We start from the raw sequence: 17430 nt of genomic DNA on the forward strand, positions 1-17430 counted from the left end.
GACTCGGAAAATGACGAATCCTGCTTAATGCAGGTGTCTCGACAGGTGATACAGAACAAGGCCGAGCATGGCAGCCAGCACAAAGGTGCGTTTGACATCGCGCCAACCTGTGCCTTCGGGCAGACGGGTATCGAGGCGCATGCCGATGCGTACGAACTGGCGGGCGATCAGAGGCAGGGCTGCGGCCATGCCGACAATCAGCAGGATTTTCTGGTGCCAGACCAGCGCGAGCCCCGGATCATGCAAGGGCGCCAGTGACAGCGCCGTGGCAATCGCCACTGCGCGGGCAGTAATCTTCCATTTCGGCCAGGTGTAGGACACAAACCCTGTGCCAACCAGCAGCAAGACCATAGCGGACAATACACCGGAATCCTTGGTCTGGCTCGGGAACAGGGTGTCCATTCCCAGGCTGATTAAACCGCAGACTGATACTGCAACGGCGGCAAACAGGCTGGATTGGTAGAACTGACCATAACGGCGGGCAGGGTGCGCACGGTACAGGCGCACGGCAAGTGCGTCGAGCACGACCAGGCCGACCAGTGGAAAGGCAATGAGCAATGCAGTCATGGGTGTCCTGCTCAGCGCGCCGAGCGGGTGGCGCGCACACACTCGCCGACCAGTCCCGGGCCGCGATAGATCAGGCCGCTATACAGCTGCACCAGATTGGCGCCTGCTTCCAGCTTCTCGGTAGCATGATGGCCTTCGAGAATCCCGCCTACGCCAATAATCGGTACCTTGCCGCCCAGTACCTGCGACAGCTGGCGAATCACGCTGGTCGAGCGGGCGCGCACCGGCGTGCCAGACAGGCCACCAGTTTCATTGCCATGCTTGAGGTGTTCGACACCCGCACGGCCCAGTGTTGTATTGGTGGCGATGACGCCATCGAAGCGATATTCCAGCAGCAGACGTGCAATTTCGCCAATCTGATCCGGTTCGAGATCCGGTGCAATCTTGAGTACCATCGGCACATAGCGGCTGTGCTTCACCGTGAGCTTGGATTGCTCATCCTTCAGCGCGGACAGCAGGCGCTCCAGTTCATCGGCGCCTTGCAGCTGGCGCAGATTCTTGGTGTTTGGCGAAGAGATATTCACCGTAATGTAACTCGCCAGCGGGTAGACGCGGGTCAGGCAGGTCAGATAGTCGCTGGCTGCCTCTTCAATCGGTGTGTCGAAATTCTTGCCGATATTGATGCCGAGAATGCCGCGATATTGCGACTTCTCGACATTTTTCACCAGCACATCCAGCCCTTGGTTGTTAAAGCCCATCCGGTTGATGATGGCTTCGGCGGAAGGCAGGCGGAACAGGCGCGGTTTTGGATTGCCCGGCTGTGGACGCGGGGTGACCGTTCCAATTTCGATAAAACCGAACCCGAGCTCACCCAGCGCATCGATATGGTCACCATTCTTGTCGAGACCTGCGGCCAGTCCCACACGATTGGGGAAGGTCAGGCCCATCAGCTCGACAGGCTGCGCGCTTTCCTGCGTGCCGAACACGCGGGCAAAGCCCAGTTCGTGCACCAGATCCAGTGACTTGAGTGTCAGGTTGTGGGCTGTTTCAGCATCCAGCGTAAACAGGAGAGGGCGCAGTAGCGGGTAAACCATGATGATGGGTCAGCTCGTAGGCAGTATTTCGTTATTCGGTTCGGTCAGTATGCAGCGATGCAATCAAGGATGCAGCAGGCGGTTGGCATCCAGTGTGTTCTGCATCAATGTGGCGATGGTCATCGGACCGACGCCGCCCGGTACAGGGGTAATCCAGCTGGCGTGTTCCTTGGCGACATCGAACTCGACGTCACCACACAGTTTGCCGCTCTCCAGACGGTTAATACCTACATCGATCACCACGGCACCCGGCTTGATCCAGTCACCCTTCACAAAATTCGGGATGCCCACACCCGCCACGACGATATCGGCTGCGCGAACTTTTTCGGCCAGATCGCGGGTTTTACTATGGCAGACGGTGACGGTTGCGCGTGCCATCAGCAGTTCCAGTGCCATCGGACGGCCGACGATATTGGATGCGCCAATCACAACTGCATCCTTGCCGACCAGATCAACACCGGTGCGCTCGAGCAGGGTCATCGCGCCGCGCGGCGTACATGGGCGCAGCAGCGGCATCTTGAGTGCCAGACGGCCAAAGTTGTACGGGTGGAAGCCATCGACATCCTTGTGCGGATTGATGGTTTCGATGATGCGGTCGGCATTGAGATGCTTGGGGAGCGGCAGCTGCACCAGAATGCCGTCTACTTCCGGATCGTTATTCAGCTTTTCGACCAGTGCCAGCAATTCGGTTTCGGTCAGTGAGGCATCGAACTCATAGGACAGCGATTTGAAACCCGCGCGCTCGCAGGCGAGCTTCTTGTTGCGCACATATACGGCAGATGCCGGATCACTGCCAACCAGAATCACGGCGAGTGCTGGCGCACGCTTGCCCGAGGCCACGCGCGCTTCTACCGCTGCACGGACATTTCCGATGATGGATTCAGAAATGGCTTTGCCGTCCAATAGTTGTGCTGTCATGGCCTTGATCTCCGTAGTGCTAACAAAGGCGGGATTTTCTCATCATTTAAAAAAAATCCCAAGAAATGCTTGACGCCCGTTCTAGGTACCAGTATAGTTCGCCCCTCTTCGGGGCGTAGCGCAGCCTGGTAGCGCACCTGGTTTGGGACCAGGTGGTCGTGAGTTCGAATCCCACCGCCCCGACCAAATTTATTGTAGTTCACCTGACTTGGGTCTCGTATCTCCGGATGCGCCCGTAGCTCAACTGGATAGAGCAACGGCCTTCTAAGCCGTAGGTTACAGGTTCGATTCCTGTCGGGTGCGCCAAACTACTCAGGTACAGTCTAACATTAGACTGTGACCATGCAGGTTTCGGTGGTGGTTGTAGCTCAGTTGGTAGAGTCCAGGATTGTGATTCCTGTTGTCGTGGGTTCGAGTCCCATCAGCCACCCCAGTCAGAACAAGTAAAGAACCCGTTCGTAAGAGCGGGTTTTTTGCATTTCAGTACGCCAGTTTGATGAGTGCCGGACTGGTAGGGCGTTCCTTTGAACGCCCTGTATCAGCCTATTTCTCTGATTTGCCGGTATTAATCAACGGCGTCACCGTCATCCCTGACGGCACGATGACCGTATTGGAATTGCCCTTATCGGCGAATTTCTGTAGCGCCATATTGGCTTCATGCTGCAGGTATTCGCGGGTGAGCGAGCCGGAAATGATGCGGTTGGCTTCGGCAATGCCATGTGCCTCGGTTACCTTGATATCGGCTTCGCGCTTGGCAATTTCGGTTTGCACCTGCATGGCCTCCAGCTTTTTCTGGTTGGCGACGGCCTGCTGGATAGATTGCTCGATTGACGGATCTGTCTGAACGGAGCGGATCACCACGCGGGAAATTGTGAAGACGCCTTTGTCGGTGCGATCTAATTCCTCTTGCAGTTTTCTGGCAATGGCTGCGCCCAGTTGTTCACGCTGGGTGTGGATGACCAGCGATTCGAGCTTGGCGATTTCTTCGTAGCAGGCATTACGGGCGATTCGCCACACCAGCTCGTAGGCTGGCATGAAATAGCCTTCTTCGTGGCGCTTGGTTTGCGAAGCGTATTTGGCGGAAAGTTCCGCGATTGCACCGGGATTGGCGTGGTAATACACCGATACATCCATATCACGCAGAGATAGATTGTCCTTGGCCTTGGGGGTCAGATCGGAAATGTCGATCACGATGTCCTTGGCGGAAAACTCCTGTACGGTGGAAATGGCGGGCCACTTCAGATACACGCCCGGACCGATCTCTTCCTTCGAAATAATGCCGAGCGTGGTGCGGATGCCGACATTGCCCGTTTGAATGGTGCCAGCCATGGAAATGATGATGGCGGCAACAAACACGAGTAGCAGCGCGCCCATGATCTGGCGGATGTTCTGAATCATTGATTCCCCCTATTGGATGTACTGCATTGCTCCGTGCGGCTTCTCCGACACGTTTTCAGCATGCGGGAGCAGGCTAGCATATTGCAGTGCAATGAGCTGCCTGCCTGTCAGGGGTGGTGCGACTATGCCACAGCAGGATCAGATGGTGTGTGGATTGCCGCCGCAGTGCGTGCATCCGCCCCTTCCCGCAGCAATGCCTTGCTGCGGGGCAAGGTGAATCCATGGATTTACACCCATACGCCATCTTCGTTTGATGTGGCTCCGTGCTGGCGAGACGTCGGTAGACTAAGCTGAATGATTAGGCTATCTGATCATCTGCCCCATCTCCCGGGAGAGCCGCTTATGAAATTCCGTGCTGCCGCTGTCCCGCCTATTGCGTGGTTTGTGCTGCTTTCGCTGTGTATCGGCGTGGTGCAGATTGGCGGCTTGCTGGCCGCTCGGCATCGGTTACAGGATGCGGGACGGCAGAATTTATCTAATCTGGTGCTGGTTATGTCCGGAACCTGGGAGCAGTCCATTCAGCGTGCGCTCGCCGGCGTGAAATATGTCCGTGGTGAGGTGCTGGTTTCGGGCATACCTGGCCAGACTGGTGGTGTGCCGGGCGCGGCTATTGAGCATGTGATGAAGGATACGGCTGACCAGATTCAGGAGGTGCAAGCCTTTTGGCTGTTTGATGCGGCAGGGAATGTGCTGGTCAGTAACGAAGCGACTCACAAGGCTATCAATGTGGCTGATCGGCCGCATTTTCAGGCTTTGCTTCACCAGCCAACTCTGGATGTGGCATTTGCAGGCGAGATTCGGAGCCGGATTGATGGCGTGCGTACCCTTGCGATGGGCATGCCGATTCGCCGGGCCGATGGCTCCATGCAGGCAATGGTCGGCACCCTGTTCAGGATGGAACAGATTGAACGGATGATGCAGTCGCTGTCGATGTGGCAGGGCATGTCGGTCATGCTGGTAGATCGGCAGACTGGTGCAGCAGCCTATTCGTATCCAGCCGATCATTCGCTTGATATTCCGCTTGCTGAGCGGATGCAGTTGTTGAAAGCCCTTGGTGGGCAGAAAACCGAAGTGGTGGTTCTGGAATCGGGATTGTTTCCTGTTCTGGCGTCAGTGGCGCAGGTGGGTCAATCACCCTTTTGCGTCATGGTTAAGGTGCCATTTCGCGGGATGAGCGGGCCAATCTGGGCCTTTATTTTTTCGTCGATTGCCATTTCAGTGGCGCTTTTGCTGGCCTCTGCATATCTGTTTTCACGCAATCAGGTTATCCAGCATGCCATGCGGCGCAGAATGGCTGAGGTGGACGAACTCAATGCGCAGAATGAGGCAATTTTTGCGGCTATGGGCGAGGGGCTGGTAGTGCAGGCGCAAGATGGCAGCATTGTGCGCTGTAATCGTCAGGCCGAATCGATTTTAGGCCTCACTCAGGATCAGATGATGGGCCGGACCTCAACCGATCCGCGCTGGCGATCAACAAAGGGGGATGGCGCACCGTTTCCGGGCGAAGAGCATCCGGCAATGGTAGCACTGGCAACGGGCAAACCGGTGGATCACGTCATGATGAATGTGCAAACACCGGATGGTCATTCGCGCTGGATCAAGATCAATTCGCGCCCCTATTCGCTGCGTGATGACCAGGGTACACAGGTGGTGACGACCTTTACCGATGTCACCGATCAGCACGAGCTCATGTTTGCACTGGAATCGGCTTACAAGGAATACGCCCAACTGATTGATGCTGCGCCTGACGCCATTATTACCTTGGATATGCAGCATCGCATCGAGTCAGTCAATGATAGTGCGCTGACGATGTTTGGCTACACCCGTGCAGAGCTGGATGGTGCACCGCTGTCCATTTTACTTCCGCAGGATCTGCATGCTGTTCATGACGGGTATATGCGCGATTTCGCCTCATCAGATGTGACTAAACGTCTGATGGGACGGCGAAAGCGAGTCTTCGGTCAACGTAAGGATGGCAGTGTTTTTCCGATGGACATCACCATTGCGCGATATTTCGTCAGGGGTGAAACACGTTTTCTGGGTATCGGGCGTGATGTGACCGAGCGATTGGCCGCCGAGCAGGCTCAGCAGGAAATGACGCAGGCCCTTGAGCAATCGCCATTTGGTTTCGCCCTGGTGGATGCGATGGGAGTGGTTCAGGACGCCAATGCTGCATTTTGCCAGCTGTTAGATCTGGATCGTGATGGCTGGCAGGATCAAAGTCTTGAAGGCCTGCTATCGGGAAAACTCGATGAGGCCATGCAGGATGCCATTTACGGTGCCCTGTTTGGCGGTCGGGCCTGGGAAGGCTTACTGAAATGGCCGGATGAGAATGGTGCCCAGGCATTTATCAGTTACAAGCAATTCCCTATTACGGATGGGGATGGCAAGTTCTCGAAAATGGCGGTAGAGCTGGAAGATGTCGGCGTGCAGCAGCGTGCGGAGGTGGAGTTGCATTCATACCGGCATCACCTCGAAGATTTGGTGACCGAGCGTACGCATGAGCTTATTTTTGCCAAGCAGGCTGCAGAGGCTGCTGTTGAGGCCAAAAGTGCCTTTCTGGCCAATATGAGCCATGAAATCCGAACACCGCTGAATGCCGTGCTGGGCTTCTCGCATATTTTGCGCAGAAAGCTGGGTGACCCGGCGCTACGCGAGTATGTCGATAAAATTGAGGTCGCGGGCCAGCATCTGCTGGGCGTAATTGACGATATCCTCGACTTTTCCAAGCTGGATGCGGGCAAGCTGGAAATTTGCCCTGAGGCATGTTCTCCAGAAGCAGCGTTGCGGTATGCCCGGGATTTAATGGGGCCGAGGCTGGGGAATAAACCCATTCATGTGAGCATGGACGTTGCGGATGATGTCCCTGCTCAAGTATGGGCAGACCGTCTGCGCATCCAGCAAATCCTGGGTAATTTTGCCAGTAATGCTGCTAAGTTCACGGATGCCGGACGCATCCAGTTTAAGCTGGAAGTGGTGAAGGGGGGATCTCAGCCGAGCTTGCGATTTGCGATACGCGACACCGGTCTCGGGATGACATCGGCACAGATGGATATGCTGTTCAAGCCGTTTAGTCAGGCGGATGCCTCGATTACCAGACGGTTTGGTGGAACAGGGCTTGGCTTGGCGATCAGCCGGAGTCTGGCTCGGATGATGGGCGGCGATGTTGGCGTCACCAGTGAAATGGGGATGGGGAGCGAGTTCTGGCTCAGTATCCCTCTGGCGCTTCCGGCACATAATCAGTCTGGAGGGGAGCGTGACCGCTCGATAGAGGCTGTCGTGCGGGCTGCGACACCCTTATCGGGACGTGTGCTGATCGCAGAAGATAATCCAATGAATCAAGCCTTGATTGAGGCCATGCTGAGCGATCTCGGCGTACAGTTCACCCTTGCCGATAATGGTCAGGCGGCCGTCGAGGCCTGTGCGCGCGAGGCATTTGATCTGGTGCTGATGGATATCCAGATGCCGTTGATGGATGGGATCACTGCCGCACGGACGATATTGGCGCAGCCAGCAACCGCCCATGTGCCTATTGTTGCGATGACTGCCAATGTATTTGCGGAAGATCAGGTGGCGTGTAAAGCCGCCGGGATGGTCGGATTTCTTGCCAAACCAATTGATTCCGTCCTAATGGAAGAGATATTAGGCCGTTATCTGAATGGTCAAGTGAGGTTTTCCGAGACTGCTCCCGGTCCGGATGTGGGGGGGATGGGGCCACTGGCGCAACGACTTGCTGCGATTGAGGGCGTGGATGTTGCGCAGGCACTGAAGCTGGCAGGCGGCCGACCTGATACGCTTGAACAGATGCTGTCACTTTTTATCTCGCACCACGCGAGTTTACCCGGTGCCATGGCTGTGCACCTTGCATCAGGTCAGCTAGCCGATTTTATCCGTTTGGCCCATACCTTAAAAGGAAGCGCGCGCATGCTGTCCATGCGTTCTCTCGCAGAACTGGCGGAGCGCGTAGAAATGTCTGCCAAAGCTGGCACCCCGGATGCAGATGCCATCACTGACCTGTACAACTGTATGGAGGTGTTGGTGGCTAAATTGCGTGGCGATCATCAGGCAGATGAGGCATAAAAGCATTGATTGGCACCTTGACTGATCAGGCCAGTAGGAGGGCGTGAATGACCTTACCCGTCATTTTGATTGTGGACGATGATCCTATGGTGTCGTTGCTGTTGAGGAACGAGCTGAGCGATCAGTACACCGTACTGGAGGCTGACTCGGGCGAGACAGCGCTCGCGGTATTGGACAGAGAGCCTGTCAATCTGGTGATTCTGGATATTGTTCTGCCCGGCATGAGTGGCTATGACGCCTGTAGGACGATTCGTCAGTCCGGTCAGGACGTGACCCTGCCTGTGATATTTTTGTCCGGAGAGCTTGCCCTTGAGGATCGTTTGCGAGCCTACGAGGCTGGCGGTGACGATTTTGTCACCAAGCCACCCGTGGCGGAAGAACTCAAAGCCAAGCTGCAATCGCTGCTAAAGGTGCATGCTGAACGCAGTCAGCTTGCGGAGCAGGCCAGAAGTGCCTTCGATGTGGCCATGACTGCGATGACATCTGCCAGCGAAACCGGCATCGTAATGGCGGGTTTACGGCAGTGCTTGTGTGCACCTCACGTGGTGGCACTGGCGAATGCGCTGATTAGCACCTGTGGCGAATACGGTCTGGATGCCTGTGTACGCGTTGTACTGGCTGATCGGGTGTTGTATCAGAATGCACAGGGTGCGGCGACCCCGGTTGAAGCGGGGATTCTGGATCGTCTGGCGCAGGGTGACCGGATATTTTCCTTCGGCAAGCAGGCGGCATTCAATTACGACGGATTGACATTGTTGATTCGCAATATGCCCGTAGACGACGAGGGCAAGATGGGGCGGCTGCGCGATCATCTGGCCATTCTGGCCGAGGCCGGCCAGGAGCGGCGGCAGAGGCTGGTTGCCGACGCAGTGAATCGCGAGCTGATGAGCCGGCATCGTGCGCTGTACGACGAGGCGGTGCGCGTCCTGAAGGAAATCTCGGAGCAGCAGGAACATACCCGTCGGGAAACGGCTGTCATGCTGGACGTGCTGATTTCGGATGTGGAAGTTGCACTGGCAGGATTGGGGTTGTCTGTCCGTCAGGAAGACCTCGTGTCCCGCTTACTCGGGGGGACTGCATACCGGATTGGCGAATTGCTGACGCAATCCCTGCAAATGCAGCAGCATCTGGAGACATTGCAGGCGAGAATTCAGGAAGGATAAGCCAAGCGCCAATTAAAGAGGGCACTTCACTCACTGCATCCATTTATACTGCCATCCATTGAAGATGGGATGGATCATGATTCGTGGCGTCAATCATATTACGTTTGCAGTCTCTAATTTGAATCGAGCGATCGCGTTTTATTGCGATGTGCTTGGTGCAAAGTTGACTGCAAAATGGCGACAAGGTGCCTATCTAGTGCTGGGCGGAGTATGGATATGCCTGTCTGTGGATGCTGCGGCGAAGCAATCGCTGGCTCACGATTACACGCATATCGCGTTTGATATTGCGGCGGAAGATTTTGCTGTACTGGAAGCTCGGATCATTGGAGGGTATCCCGGTGCGATCTGGAAGGACAATCGCAGCGAGGGTGCCTCACTCTATATTCATGACCCAGATTTCAATAAGCTCGAATTGCATGTTGGCAATATGGCGAGCCGCCTGTTAGCGACCCGCCAAGTACCGTATGAAGGCATGGAGTGGTTTGATTAGAACACCAGCTTTTCACCAAATGCGGCTTCGTAATCACGGGCGATTGAAACCTGATCGAAGTGATGGTTCTGGGCGCCACGGTTGGCGACCTTGATCGAACCGATCAGGCTGGCCAGCTGGCCGGTCGTCTTCCAATCCCAGCCCTGCTCGATACCATAGAGCAGACCTGCGCGGTAGGCATCGCCGCAGCCCGTTGGGTCGACCACCTGCTTCGGTACAACCGGGGCGATTTCGATTTTTTCGCCATTGGTATAAATCAGCGAACCCTGCGACCCCAGTGTGACGATCAGTGCCTTGCAACGACCGGCGATATCCTCAATGGTCTGGCCTGTTTTGACGCGGACCAGTTCTGCTTCGTAATCGTTGAAGGTCACGTAATCAGCAGCATCGATACATTCGATCAGATCAGCGCCAGAAAGTAGTGGCGTGCCCTGGCCCGGATCGAACACGAACGGGATACCTGCTGCCTTGAGATCACGGCTACGTTGCACCATGGCGGTCAGTGAATCCGGCCCCACATGGCCCAGTGTCAGCTCGGATTGAACATGCGCAAAGCTGTTCTCGCCTGACTTGTCCATTGCACCCGGATGGAATGCCGTAATTTGATTGTCGGAGATATCGGTGGTGATAAAACACTGCGGTGTGTAGTGATCAGCCAGTTCGCGCACGCAATCCATGCGCACACCCTTGCTCTCAAGGCGCGCACGATAGTCGCCAAAATCGTGACCCACAGTGGCCATCACGATCGGATTGCCGCCCAGCAATTTCAGGCTGTAGGCGATATTGCCCGCACATCCGCCATACTCGCGGCGCATTTCCGGCACCAGAAATGAGACCGACAGCATGTGGACTTTTTCCGGCAGGATGTGGTTTTTGAAATGATCCGGGAACACCATGATGGTGTCGAATGCAACGGAGCCGCAAATCAGGGTGGCCATGCGCCTTATTCCTTAGTCGAGCGACGGATACAAATCCGCAAATAATTGATTGGTGAAGTGGGCATTCGTGCCGGACATTCCGGACTGACACATTTTGAACGCACAAACCCACTATTATATCAAAGTGACCAAAGAGTATTTAAGCACTTTTTTACGATTTTTTATCCCTGAAGGGTGGTTTCTGCTTTTCGTCAGCGAATGAAATCGTTAACCTAGGCGGGATTGACCTGAGTAGCCTCTTGTCTGAAACATCGACCAGGAATGGACCATGAAGATTGAATTCACGATCCGCGATGCGGTGGCCGGTGATGCACCTGCTATTCACCGACTTGTTCGCGAACTGGCCGACTACGAAAATCTAGCGCATATCTGTACGGGAACCGTCGAGCGACTGAATGAGCATTTGTTTGGCGAGCGCCCCTTTATTGAAGCAATGATTGCCGAAGTGGATCGCGGTGGCGAGCCATATCCCGTGGCCTTTGCGCTGTATTATCACAATTACTCTACGTTTCTGGCCAAACCGGGTTTGTTCCTGGAAGACCTTTTTGTGCTACCCGAATACCGTCGAAACGGAATTGGCGAGCGCCTGTTTCGTGAGTTGGCGAGCCGTGCCATCGAGCGGGGCTGCGGGCGTTTTGAATGGGCGGTACTCGACTGGAATAAGCCCGCACTGAATTTCTATCGCAAGCTCGGTGCAAGCATCATGCCGGACTGGCGCATCTGCCGGGCGACCGGCGAGAGTCTGCGTGCGATGGCCGCAAACGATTGATCTGAGCCTCGTATTTCGTCCCGCCTTCCGCCGGTTCATCGGCCTTTCAGGATAGCTCGTCACATGGCAGGTGCGCTTGCACCTGCCGGTGATTAGGATGCAACCTGACATCGTACCGTGTGTAACGAAAAAACAATCATATTTCCGGAGAGTAAAGTCATGCGCATGAAACCTGCCGCACTCATGGTCCTGGCGGCCATGCAGATGCTGATGAATGTTCAAGCTGCGGACGCTGCCGTCCCTGCACCTTCCGCACCGGTTGCTACCAACGTCGCAGCCGCACCTGTTCAGGTGACTCGAGTCGAAGGCATCAACGAATTCCGTTTGTCCAATGGCCTGCGCGTGTTGCTGGCACCGGATGCATCCAAGCCGACGACCACCGTAAACGTGACCTATATGGTGGGAAGCCGTCACGAAAGCTATGGCGAGACGGGTATGGCTCACTTGCTTGAACATCTGGTGTTCAAGGGCACACCGAGCTTGCCGGGTAAGACGATTGTTCAGGAATTCGCCAAGCGTGGCATGCGCTATAACGGCACCACTTTTTTTGATCGTACCAACTATTTCGAGACCTTCGCAGCCAGTGACGACAACCTCGACTGGGCGCTGAAGATGGAAGCAGACCGCATGGTCAATTCCAATGTCTGGCGCAGCGATCTGGATACCGAAATGACGGTGGTGCGCAACGAAATGGAAATGGGCGAGAACAATCCTGGCCGCATTCTGTTTGAAAAGATGACTGCCGCCGCCTATCAGTGGCACAACTACGGCAAGTCCACCATCGGTGCCCGTACTGACGTGGAAAACGTCAATATCGATCATCTGCAGGCGTTTTATCGCAAGTATTATCAGCCGGATAATGCTGTGTTGATCGTGACCGGCAAATTTGATGAAGCCAAGACGCTGGCACGTATCAACGAGTACTTTGGCAGCATTGCCAAGCCAGCTCGTACAATCGAAAAGCTTTGGACGCTCGATCCGGTTCAGGATGGTGCTCGCGAGATCAATATTGCCCGCGTGGGCGATGCCTCGCTGATCGGTGCGCTTTACCATGTACCGCAGGGTTCAGCGGCTGATTTTGCTGCCGTATCGGCGCTGAGCCAGATTTTGGGCGATACGCCAAATGGCCGTTTGTACAAGGCACTGGTCGAGAAGAAGAAGGCTGCAGGCGTAGAAGGTGAGGCGCTGGCGCTGCATGATCCGGGCTTTATGGTGCTGTTTGCACAGCTGGGCAAGGGTCAATCACGTGATGAGGCCCGCAGGATTCTGCTTGATGTGGTCGAAGGGATCAAAAAGCAGCCCATTACCGAAGCAGAAGTGAAGCGTGCGAAAACGGCTTTGCTGAATCAACTCGACAAAACACTGAGTGATCCGGTGCGCTTTGGCGTGTCGCTCTCCGAAGCGATTGCGCAGGGTGACTGGCGTTTGTTCTTTGTTGAGCGTGATCGCATTGAGGCGCTGACTGCAGCAGATGTACAGCGCGCTGCAGAAAATTATCTCATTGAATCCAATCGTACTTTTGGTCAGTTTATCCCGACCGAAAAGCCGGTTCGTGCCCAGTTTGCGGCAGCGCCTGATGTCGCGGCGCTGGTGAAAGACTATAAGGGTAAGGCAGAGCAGAGCGCTGGTGAAGCCTTTGACCCGTCCCCGCTGAATATCGAAAAGCGTACTGTCCGTTTTGATCTGCCGAATGGTGCCAAAGTTGCATTCCTGACCAAGCAGACCCGTGGTAATACCGTGAACGGCCAGATCGTGCTGCGGATTGGCGACGAAAAGGGGCTGTTCGGCAAGAAGTATGTCGCAGAAGCGACTGCCTCCATGCTGAAGCGCGGTGCCGGCAAGATGAGCCGTCAGGAAATCGCCGATAAGCTGGATGAGCTGAAGGCCAAGGTTGCTGTAGCCGATCGCCTCGGCAGTGCCGTGATCGTCGGATTCGATACCCGCCGTGCCCAGTTGCCGGAACTGATTGCATTGCTGAAGGACATTCTGCGTGCACCGAGCTTCCCGGAAGCCGAACTGGATCGTCTGAAAACAGAGTGGATAACTACCATCGAAGAGCAGCGTCGCCAGCCGGATGCGATTGCCAATAACGAACTGGGTCGTTCTACTCAAATCTGGAAGAAGGGCGATATCCGCTTTACCGATTCGTTTGATGATCAGATTGCCGCCATCAAAGCGATCAAGGTAGCCGATATCAAGGCCTTCTATCAGCAGTTCTATGGCGCTGCGAGTGCGCAAATCGCCCTGTCGGGTGACTTTGATGCGCAATCCGTGCGTGATGACCTGAAGGCAGCCTTTGGCGACTGGAAGGCCAAGTCCAAGTTTACGCGCGTGGCCGATCCGTTTGTGGCGACCAAAGCCAAGGAGCTGAAGTACGAGACGCCAGACAAGGCCAATGCCAACTTCCTGGCTGCACTCACCATTCCGCTGCGCGACGATTCGCCGGAAACACCGGCACTGCAGATTGCGAACCGCGTATTTGGCGGTGGCGGACTGAAGAGCCGTCTGGCTGATCGTCTGCGTCAGAAGGAGGGGATCAGCTATGGCTCCGGTTCCGGGCTGAGCCTGAATCCGCATGATGCCAATGCTGTCCTGTTCATGTATGCCATTTTTGCACCGCAAAACCTGCCGAAGCTGCAGGCGGGTGTGAAGGAAGAGCTGGATCGTCTGATCAAGGACGGTATCACCGAGCAAGAACTGGCTGAATCCAAGAGTGGTCTGCTGCAAAGTGCGCAGATCGGCCGTACTCAGGATGCATCGCTGGCTGCAGCACTGGCTAACCAGCTCTATGTCGGTCGCACGATGCAGTACACCGCCGATCAGGAAGACAAGCTGAAGGCCGTGACGGTTGAGCAGGTCAATGCCGTGATCCGCAAGTACTTCAAGCCGGAAGCGCTGGTGCAAGTGGTGGCAGGTGATTTTGCCAATGCGGCCAAGAAGGCTGAAGCGGCGGATAAGAAGTAAGCGAGCACACTTGTTTGTTCGCATGCAGTCTCAAACCCGGGTGGCGACATCCGGGTTTTTTGTACCTGTTTCCAGCGTGATGTCCGATCACGTTGCCAATTTCCTACGACTGCACGACGTGCCTGCAATGCAGCGCTGAATCGGGGTAGGATGGGTGTTCGGCGGAAAGAATATATCGTCGAATCGATAAAAAATGAAGTGTCCGGAGGTATTAACTATGCGTTTGAAGCCCGCTGCACTCTTGGTGCTGGCTGCAATGAATTTCATGGTCGCGCACGCGGCCGATATGCCTGCAACATCGACCCCTGCGCCTGTGGTGGCGCCGCAATCAGCTGCGCCGGTTAAGGCAAGCTCTGTTGAGGGCATCACCGAGTATCGTCTGGCCAATGGCCTGCGCGTCTTGCTTGCACCTGATGCGTCGAAACCGACGACCACGGTCAACGTGACGTATCTGGTAGGCAATCGCCACGAGAAATACGGCGAAACCGGCATGGCGCACTTGCTGGAGCATCTGGTATTCAAGGGGACACCCAATCTGCCCGGCAAGACGATTGTGCAGGAATTTGCCAAGCGCGGTATGGAATTTAACGGGACAACTTACTACGACCGTACCAACTATTTCGAAGTATTTGCAGCGAATGACGAGAACCTCGACTGGGCGCTGAAAATGGAAGCGGACCGCATGGTCAATTCCAATATCTGGCGTTCGGATCTGGATTCCGAAATGACTGTGGTGCGCAATGAGATGGAGGGCGGTGAAAATAGCCCGATGCGCATGTTCATGCAAAAGACGACTGCTGCTGCCTTCCAGTGGCACAACTATGGCAAGTCGACGATTGGCGCACGCTCCGACGTGGAAAACGTCAATATCGAGCATCTGCAGGCGTTCTACCGCAATTTCTATCAGCCGGACAATGCGGTGCTGATTGTGACCGGCAAGTTTGACGAAGCTAGGGTTCTGGATCAGGTGGGGCGTTATTTCGGCAGTATTGCGCGCCCGGCACGCGCGCTGGAGCCCGAGTGGACTGTAGAGCCGACCCAGGATGGCCCGCGTGAAGTGACGGTGAAGCGCGTAGGCGATACCGGTATTGTGGGCGCGATTTACCATACGCCTGCCGGTAGCGATCCTGCCTATGCGGCTGTCACCTTGCTGGCCAATATTCTGGGCGACACACCGAACGGTCGATTGTACAAAGGTCTGGTGAAGTCCAAGAAAGCTGCAGCCGCAGGCGCGGGCGACTTTGCCCTGCATGATCCAGGTTATTTGCTGGCGTTTGCGCAGCTGGCCAAGGGGCAGAGCAATGACGATGCACGTAAGCAGATGCTGAATGTGCTGGAAGGCTTCAGGAAGGAGCCAGTCACTGAAGCCGAACTGAATCGTGCCAAGACCGCTGTCCTCAACGGTTATGAAAAGCTGATGGATGATCCGGCTCAGTTCGGGATCGAATTGTCGGAAAAAATCGCACTGGGTGACTGGCGTCTGCTGTTCCTTGATCGTGACCGCATTGCTGCTGTCACCGTGGCAGATGTGCAGCGTGCTGCTGAAACCTATCTGGTTGAAAGCAATCGCACCTTTGGCCAGTTTGTACCAACAGACAAACCTGTGCGTGCCGAGATTCCTGCTCGCAAGGATGTAGCCAAGATGGTGGAAGGCTACACAGGTAAAGCGGCTGTCGCAGCCGGTGAAGACTTCGATCCAAGTCACGCCAATATCGATGCACGTACCGAGCGTTTTACGCTGGAGAGCGGCGCCAAGGTTGCGCTACTGGCCAAGAAAACGCGCGGCAATACCGTGAGTGGTTCGATTGCACTGCATATGGGTGATGAGAAGAGTTTGTTTGGCAAGGGCTATACGGCACAAGCCACTGCTTCATTGCTGACCCATGGCGCAGGCAAACTGAGCCGCCAGCAAATCGCCGACAAACTGGATGAGCTGAAAGCCACGCTGAATATCAGCCCATCGGGGGCGGGCGGGGTACTCGTTTCCTTTGAAACCAAGCGTGACAAGCTGGGGGCAGTGCTGGCGCTATTGAAAGATGTCCTGCGTGCGCCTACCTTCCCCGAGGCGGAGCTGGATGAGTACAAAACCGGTCAACTGGCTGCGATTGATGCCAATCGCCATCAGCCACAAGCAATGGCCAGCAATGCCATGAGTCGTCATGCGGCCGGTACCCGCTACAAGAAGGGCGACGTTCGCTACGTGGAATCCTTTGATGAGCAGGTTGCTGCCATCAAGTCACTCAAGCTGGCAGACGTGAAGGCTTTCCATCAGCAATTCTATGGTGCAAATCATGCCGATATCGCACTCGTGGGTGATTTTGACAGTCATGAAGTCAAACAGTCGCTGAAGGCGGTAGCGGGCGACTGGAAAGCGAAACAGGCTTACGCCTACATCCCGACCCCATTCGAGCCGATCAAGGGTGAAGCGCTGACACTGGAAAGCCCGGATAAGGCGCAGGCGTTCTACATTGCCTATAGCCCGCTGCAGGTTCGCGATGACCATGCGGATGCGCCTGCACTCAAGATCGCCAATCGTGTACTGGGCGGCGGTGCCCTGAAGAGCCGTCTGGCTGACCGCCTGCGCCAGAAAGAAGGCATCAGCTACGGTGCTGGTTCATTCCTGAGTCTCGATAGCGATGAGCCTTCCAGCAGTCTGGGGATGTACGCGATCTATGCGCCGCAGAATCTGGGTGTGCTGCAAACCAGCGTGAAAGAAGAGCTGGCGCGTTTCGTTAGCGAAGGTATCACCGAGCAGGAGCTGGAAGAGGCCAAGAGCGGCATCCTGCAAACATCGAAACTAGCGCGCACGGAAGATGGTTCGCTTGCGGGGGCACTGGTGTCCCAGTTGCATCGCAATCGCACGATGGCAGTCAGTGCCGCTCAGGAAGCGCGCCTGAAAGCGCTGAGCGTGGCGGATGTAAATGCGGTGATCAGGAAGTATCTGGATCCGCAGCACTTCCTGCATGTCTATGCGGGTGACTTTGCAGGTGCAGCGAAGAAAACTGAGGGTGCGGTAAAGTAGCATTCAGGGTGCGCCGGTAAAACTCGGCGCGGTATGCCTGGATGCTAAATGAACAAGCCTAATGCTCGGCAGGTGTTAGGTTTGTTC

The 17430-nt window shown here is 55.5% G+C and carries 11 protein-coding genes and 3 tRNA genes; 9 read left to right on the forward strand and 5 right to left on the reverse strand.

The genetic code is table 11. The features are described 5' to 3' along the window. Positions 1 to 24: 24 nt before the first annotated feature. From KSF73_04355 to folD, 3 genes are all read right to left on the reverse strand, one after another. The gene (locus KSF73_04355; GenBank protein ID MBV1774943.1) at positions 25 to 567 is read right to left on the reverse strand and encodes a hypothetical protein; all 543 of its coding nucleotides are present in this window, start codon (positions 565 to 567) and stop codon (positions 25 to 27) included. A gap of 11 nt (positions 568 to 578) precedes the next feature. Then, positions 579 to 1601, reverse strand: a complete 1023-nt coding sequence (locus KSF73_04360) for a quinone-dependent dihydroorotate dehydrogenase (GenBank protein MBV1774944.1) — start codon at positions 1599 to 1601, stop codon at positions 579 to 581. Positions 1602 to 1664: 63 nt separating this feature from the next. Beyond that, positions 1665 to 2519, reverse strand: coding sequence for a bifunctional methylenetetrahydrofolate dehydrogenase/methenyltetrahydrofolate cyclohydrolase FolD (folD, locus tag KSF73_04365; GenBank protein MBV1774945.1), 855 nt, complete (start codon positions 2517 to 2519; stop codon positions 1665 to 1667). 109 nt (positions 2520 to 2628) lie between these two features. On the opposite strand from folD, the gene KSF73_04370 reads away from it, so the two are divergent. The 3 genes from KSF73_04370 (at position 2629) to KSF73_04380 (ending at position 2952) form a co-directional block, all read left to right on the forward strand. Next, positions 2629 to 2705, forward strand: a tRNA-Pro gene (locus KSF73_04370). A gap of 43 nt (positions 2706 to 2748) precedes the next feature. Next, positions 2749 to 2825: transfer RNA gene (locus KSF73_04375), tRNA-Arg, on the forward strand. A 51-nt stretch (positions 2826 to 2876) separates the two neighbouring features. Then, positions 2877 to 2952, forward strand: a tRNA-His gene (locus KSF73_04380). A 110-nt stretch (positions 2953 to 3062) separates the two neighbouring features. On the opposite strand, the gene KSF73_04385 is transcribed toward KSF73_04380, so the two are convergent. Then, positions 3063 to 3917 carry a hypothetical protein gene (locus KSF73_04385; protein ID MBV1774946.1) on the reverse strand — a complete coding sequence of 285 codons (855 nt, stop codon included), beginning with the start codon at positions 3915 to 3917 and terminating at the stop codon, positions 3063 to 3065. A 342-nt stretch (positions 3918 to 4259) separates the two neighbouring features. Here KSF73_04385 and KSF73_04390 point away from each other — a divergent pair, with 342 nt between their 5' ends. The 3 genes from KSF73_04390 to KSF73_04400 all read left to right on the forward strand — a co-directional run bounded on the left by KSF73_04390 (position 4260) and on the right by KSF73_04400 (position 9650). After that, a complete protein-coding gene (locus KSF73_04390; GenBank protein ID MBV1774947.1) occupies positions 4260 to 7997 on the forward strand; it encodes a PAS domain S-box protein in 3738 nt (1245 codons plus the stop codon). Positions 7998 to 8044: 47 nt separating this feature from the next. Next, positions 8045 to 9160 carry a response regulator gene (locus KSF73_04395; GenBank protein MBV1774948.1) on the forward strand — a complete coding sequence of 372 codons (1116 nt, stop codon included), beginning with the start codon at positions 8045 to 8047 and terminating at the stop codon, positions 9158 to 9160. Positions 9161 to 9236: 76 nt separating this feature from the next. Next, positions 9237 to 9650: a VOC family protein gene (locus KSF73_04400; GenBank protein MBV1774949.1), complete on the forward strand. Its 414-nt coding sequence runs from the start codon at positions 9237 to 9239 to the stop codon at positions 9648 to 9650. Here the strand turns inward: KSF73_04400 and KSF73_04405 are convergent. Continuing rightward, entirely contained in the window at positions 9647 to 10588 is a 942-nt protein-coding gene (locus KSF73_04405; GenBank protein MBV1774950.1) for a carbohydrate kinase family protein, read from the reverse strand. The two genes, KSF73_04400 and KSF73_04405, sit on opposite strands and share 4 nt — an antisense overlap. A gap of 268 nt (positions 10589 to 10856) precedes the next feature. On the opposite strand from KSF73_04405, the gene KSF73_04410 reads away from it, so the two are divergent. The 3 genes from KSF73_04410 (at position 10857) to KSF73_04420 (ending at position 17343) form a co-directional block, all read left to right on the forward strand. Then, entirely contained in the window at positions 10857 to 11357 is a 501-nt protein-coding gene (locus KSF73_04410) for a GNAT family N-acetyltransferase (protein ID MBV1774951.1), read from the forward strand. 159 nt (positions 11358 to 11516) lie between these two features. Then, positions 11517 to 14321, forward strand: coding sequence for an insulinase family protein (locus KSF73_04415; GenBank protein MBV1774952.1), 2805 nt, complete (start codon positions 11517 to 11519; stop codon positions 14319 to 14321). Positions 14322 to 14538: 217 nt separating this feature from the next. Continuing rightward, the gene (locus tag KSF73_04420) at positions 14539 to 17343 is read left to right on the forward strand and encodes an insulinase family protein (protein MBV1774953.1); all 2805 of its coding nucleotides are present in this window, start codon (positions 14539 to 14541) and stop codon (positions 17341 to 17343) included. Positions 17344 to 17430 lie beyond the last annotated feature (87 nt).

The organism is Burkholderiaceae bacterium DAT-1 (genome assembly GCA_019084025.1).
Lineage (GTDB): Bacteria > Pseudomonadota > Gammaproteobacteria > Burkholderiales > Chitinimonadaceae > DAT-1.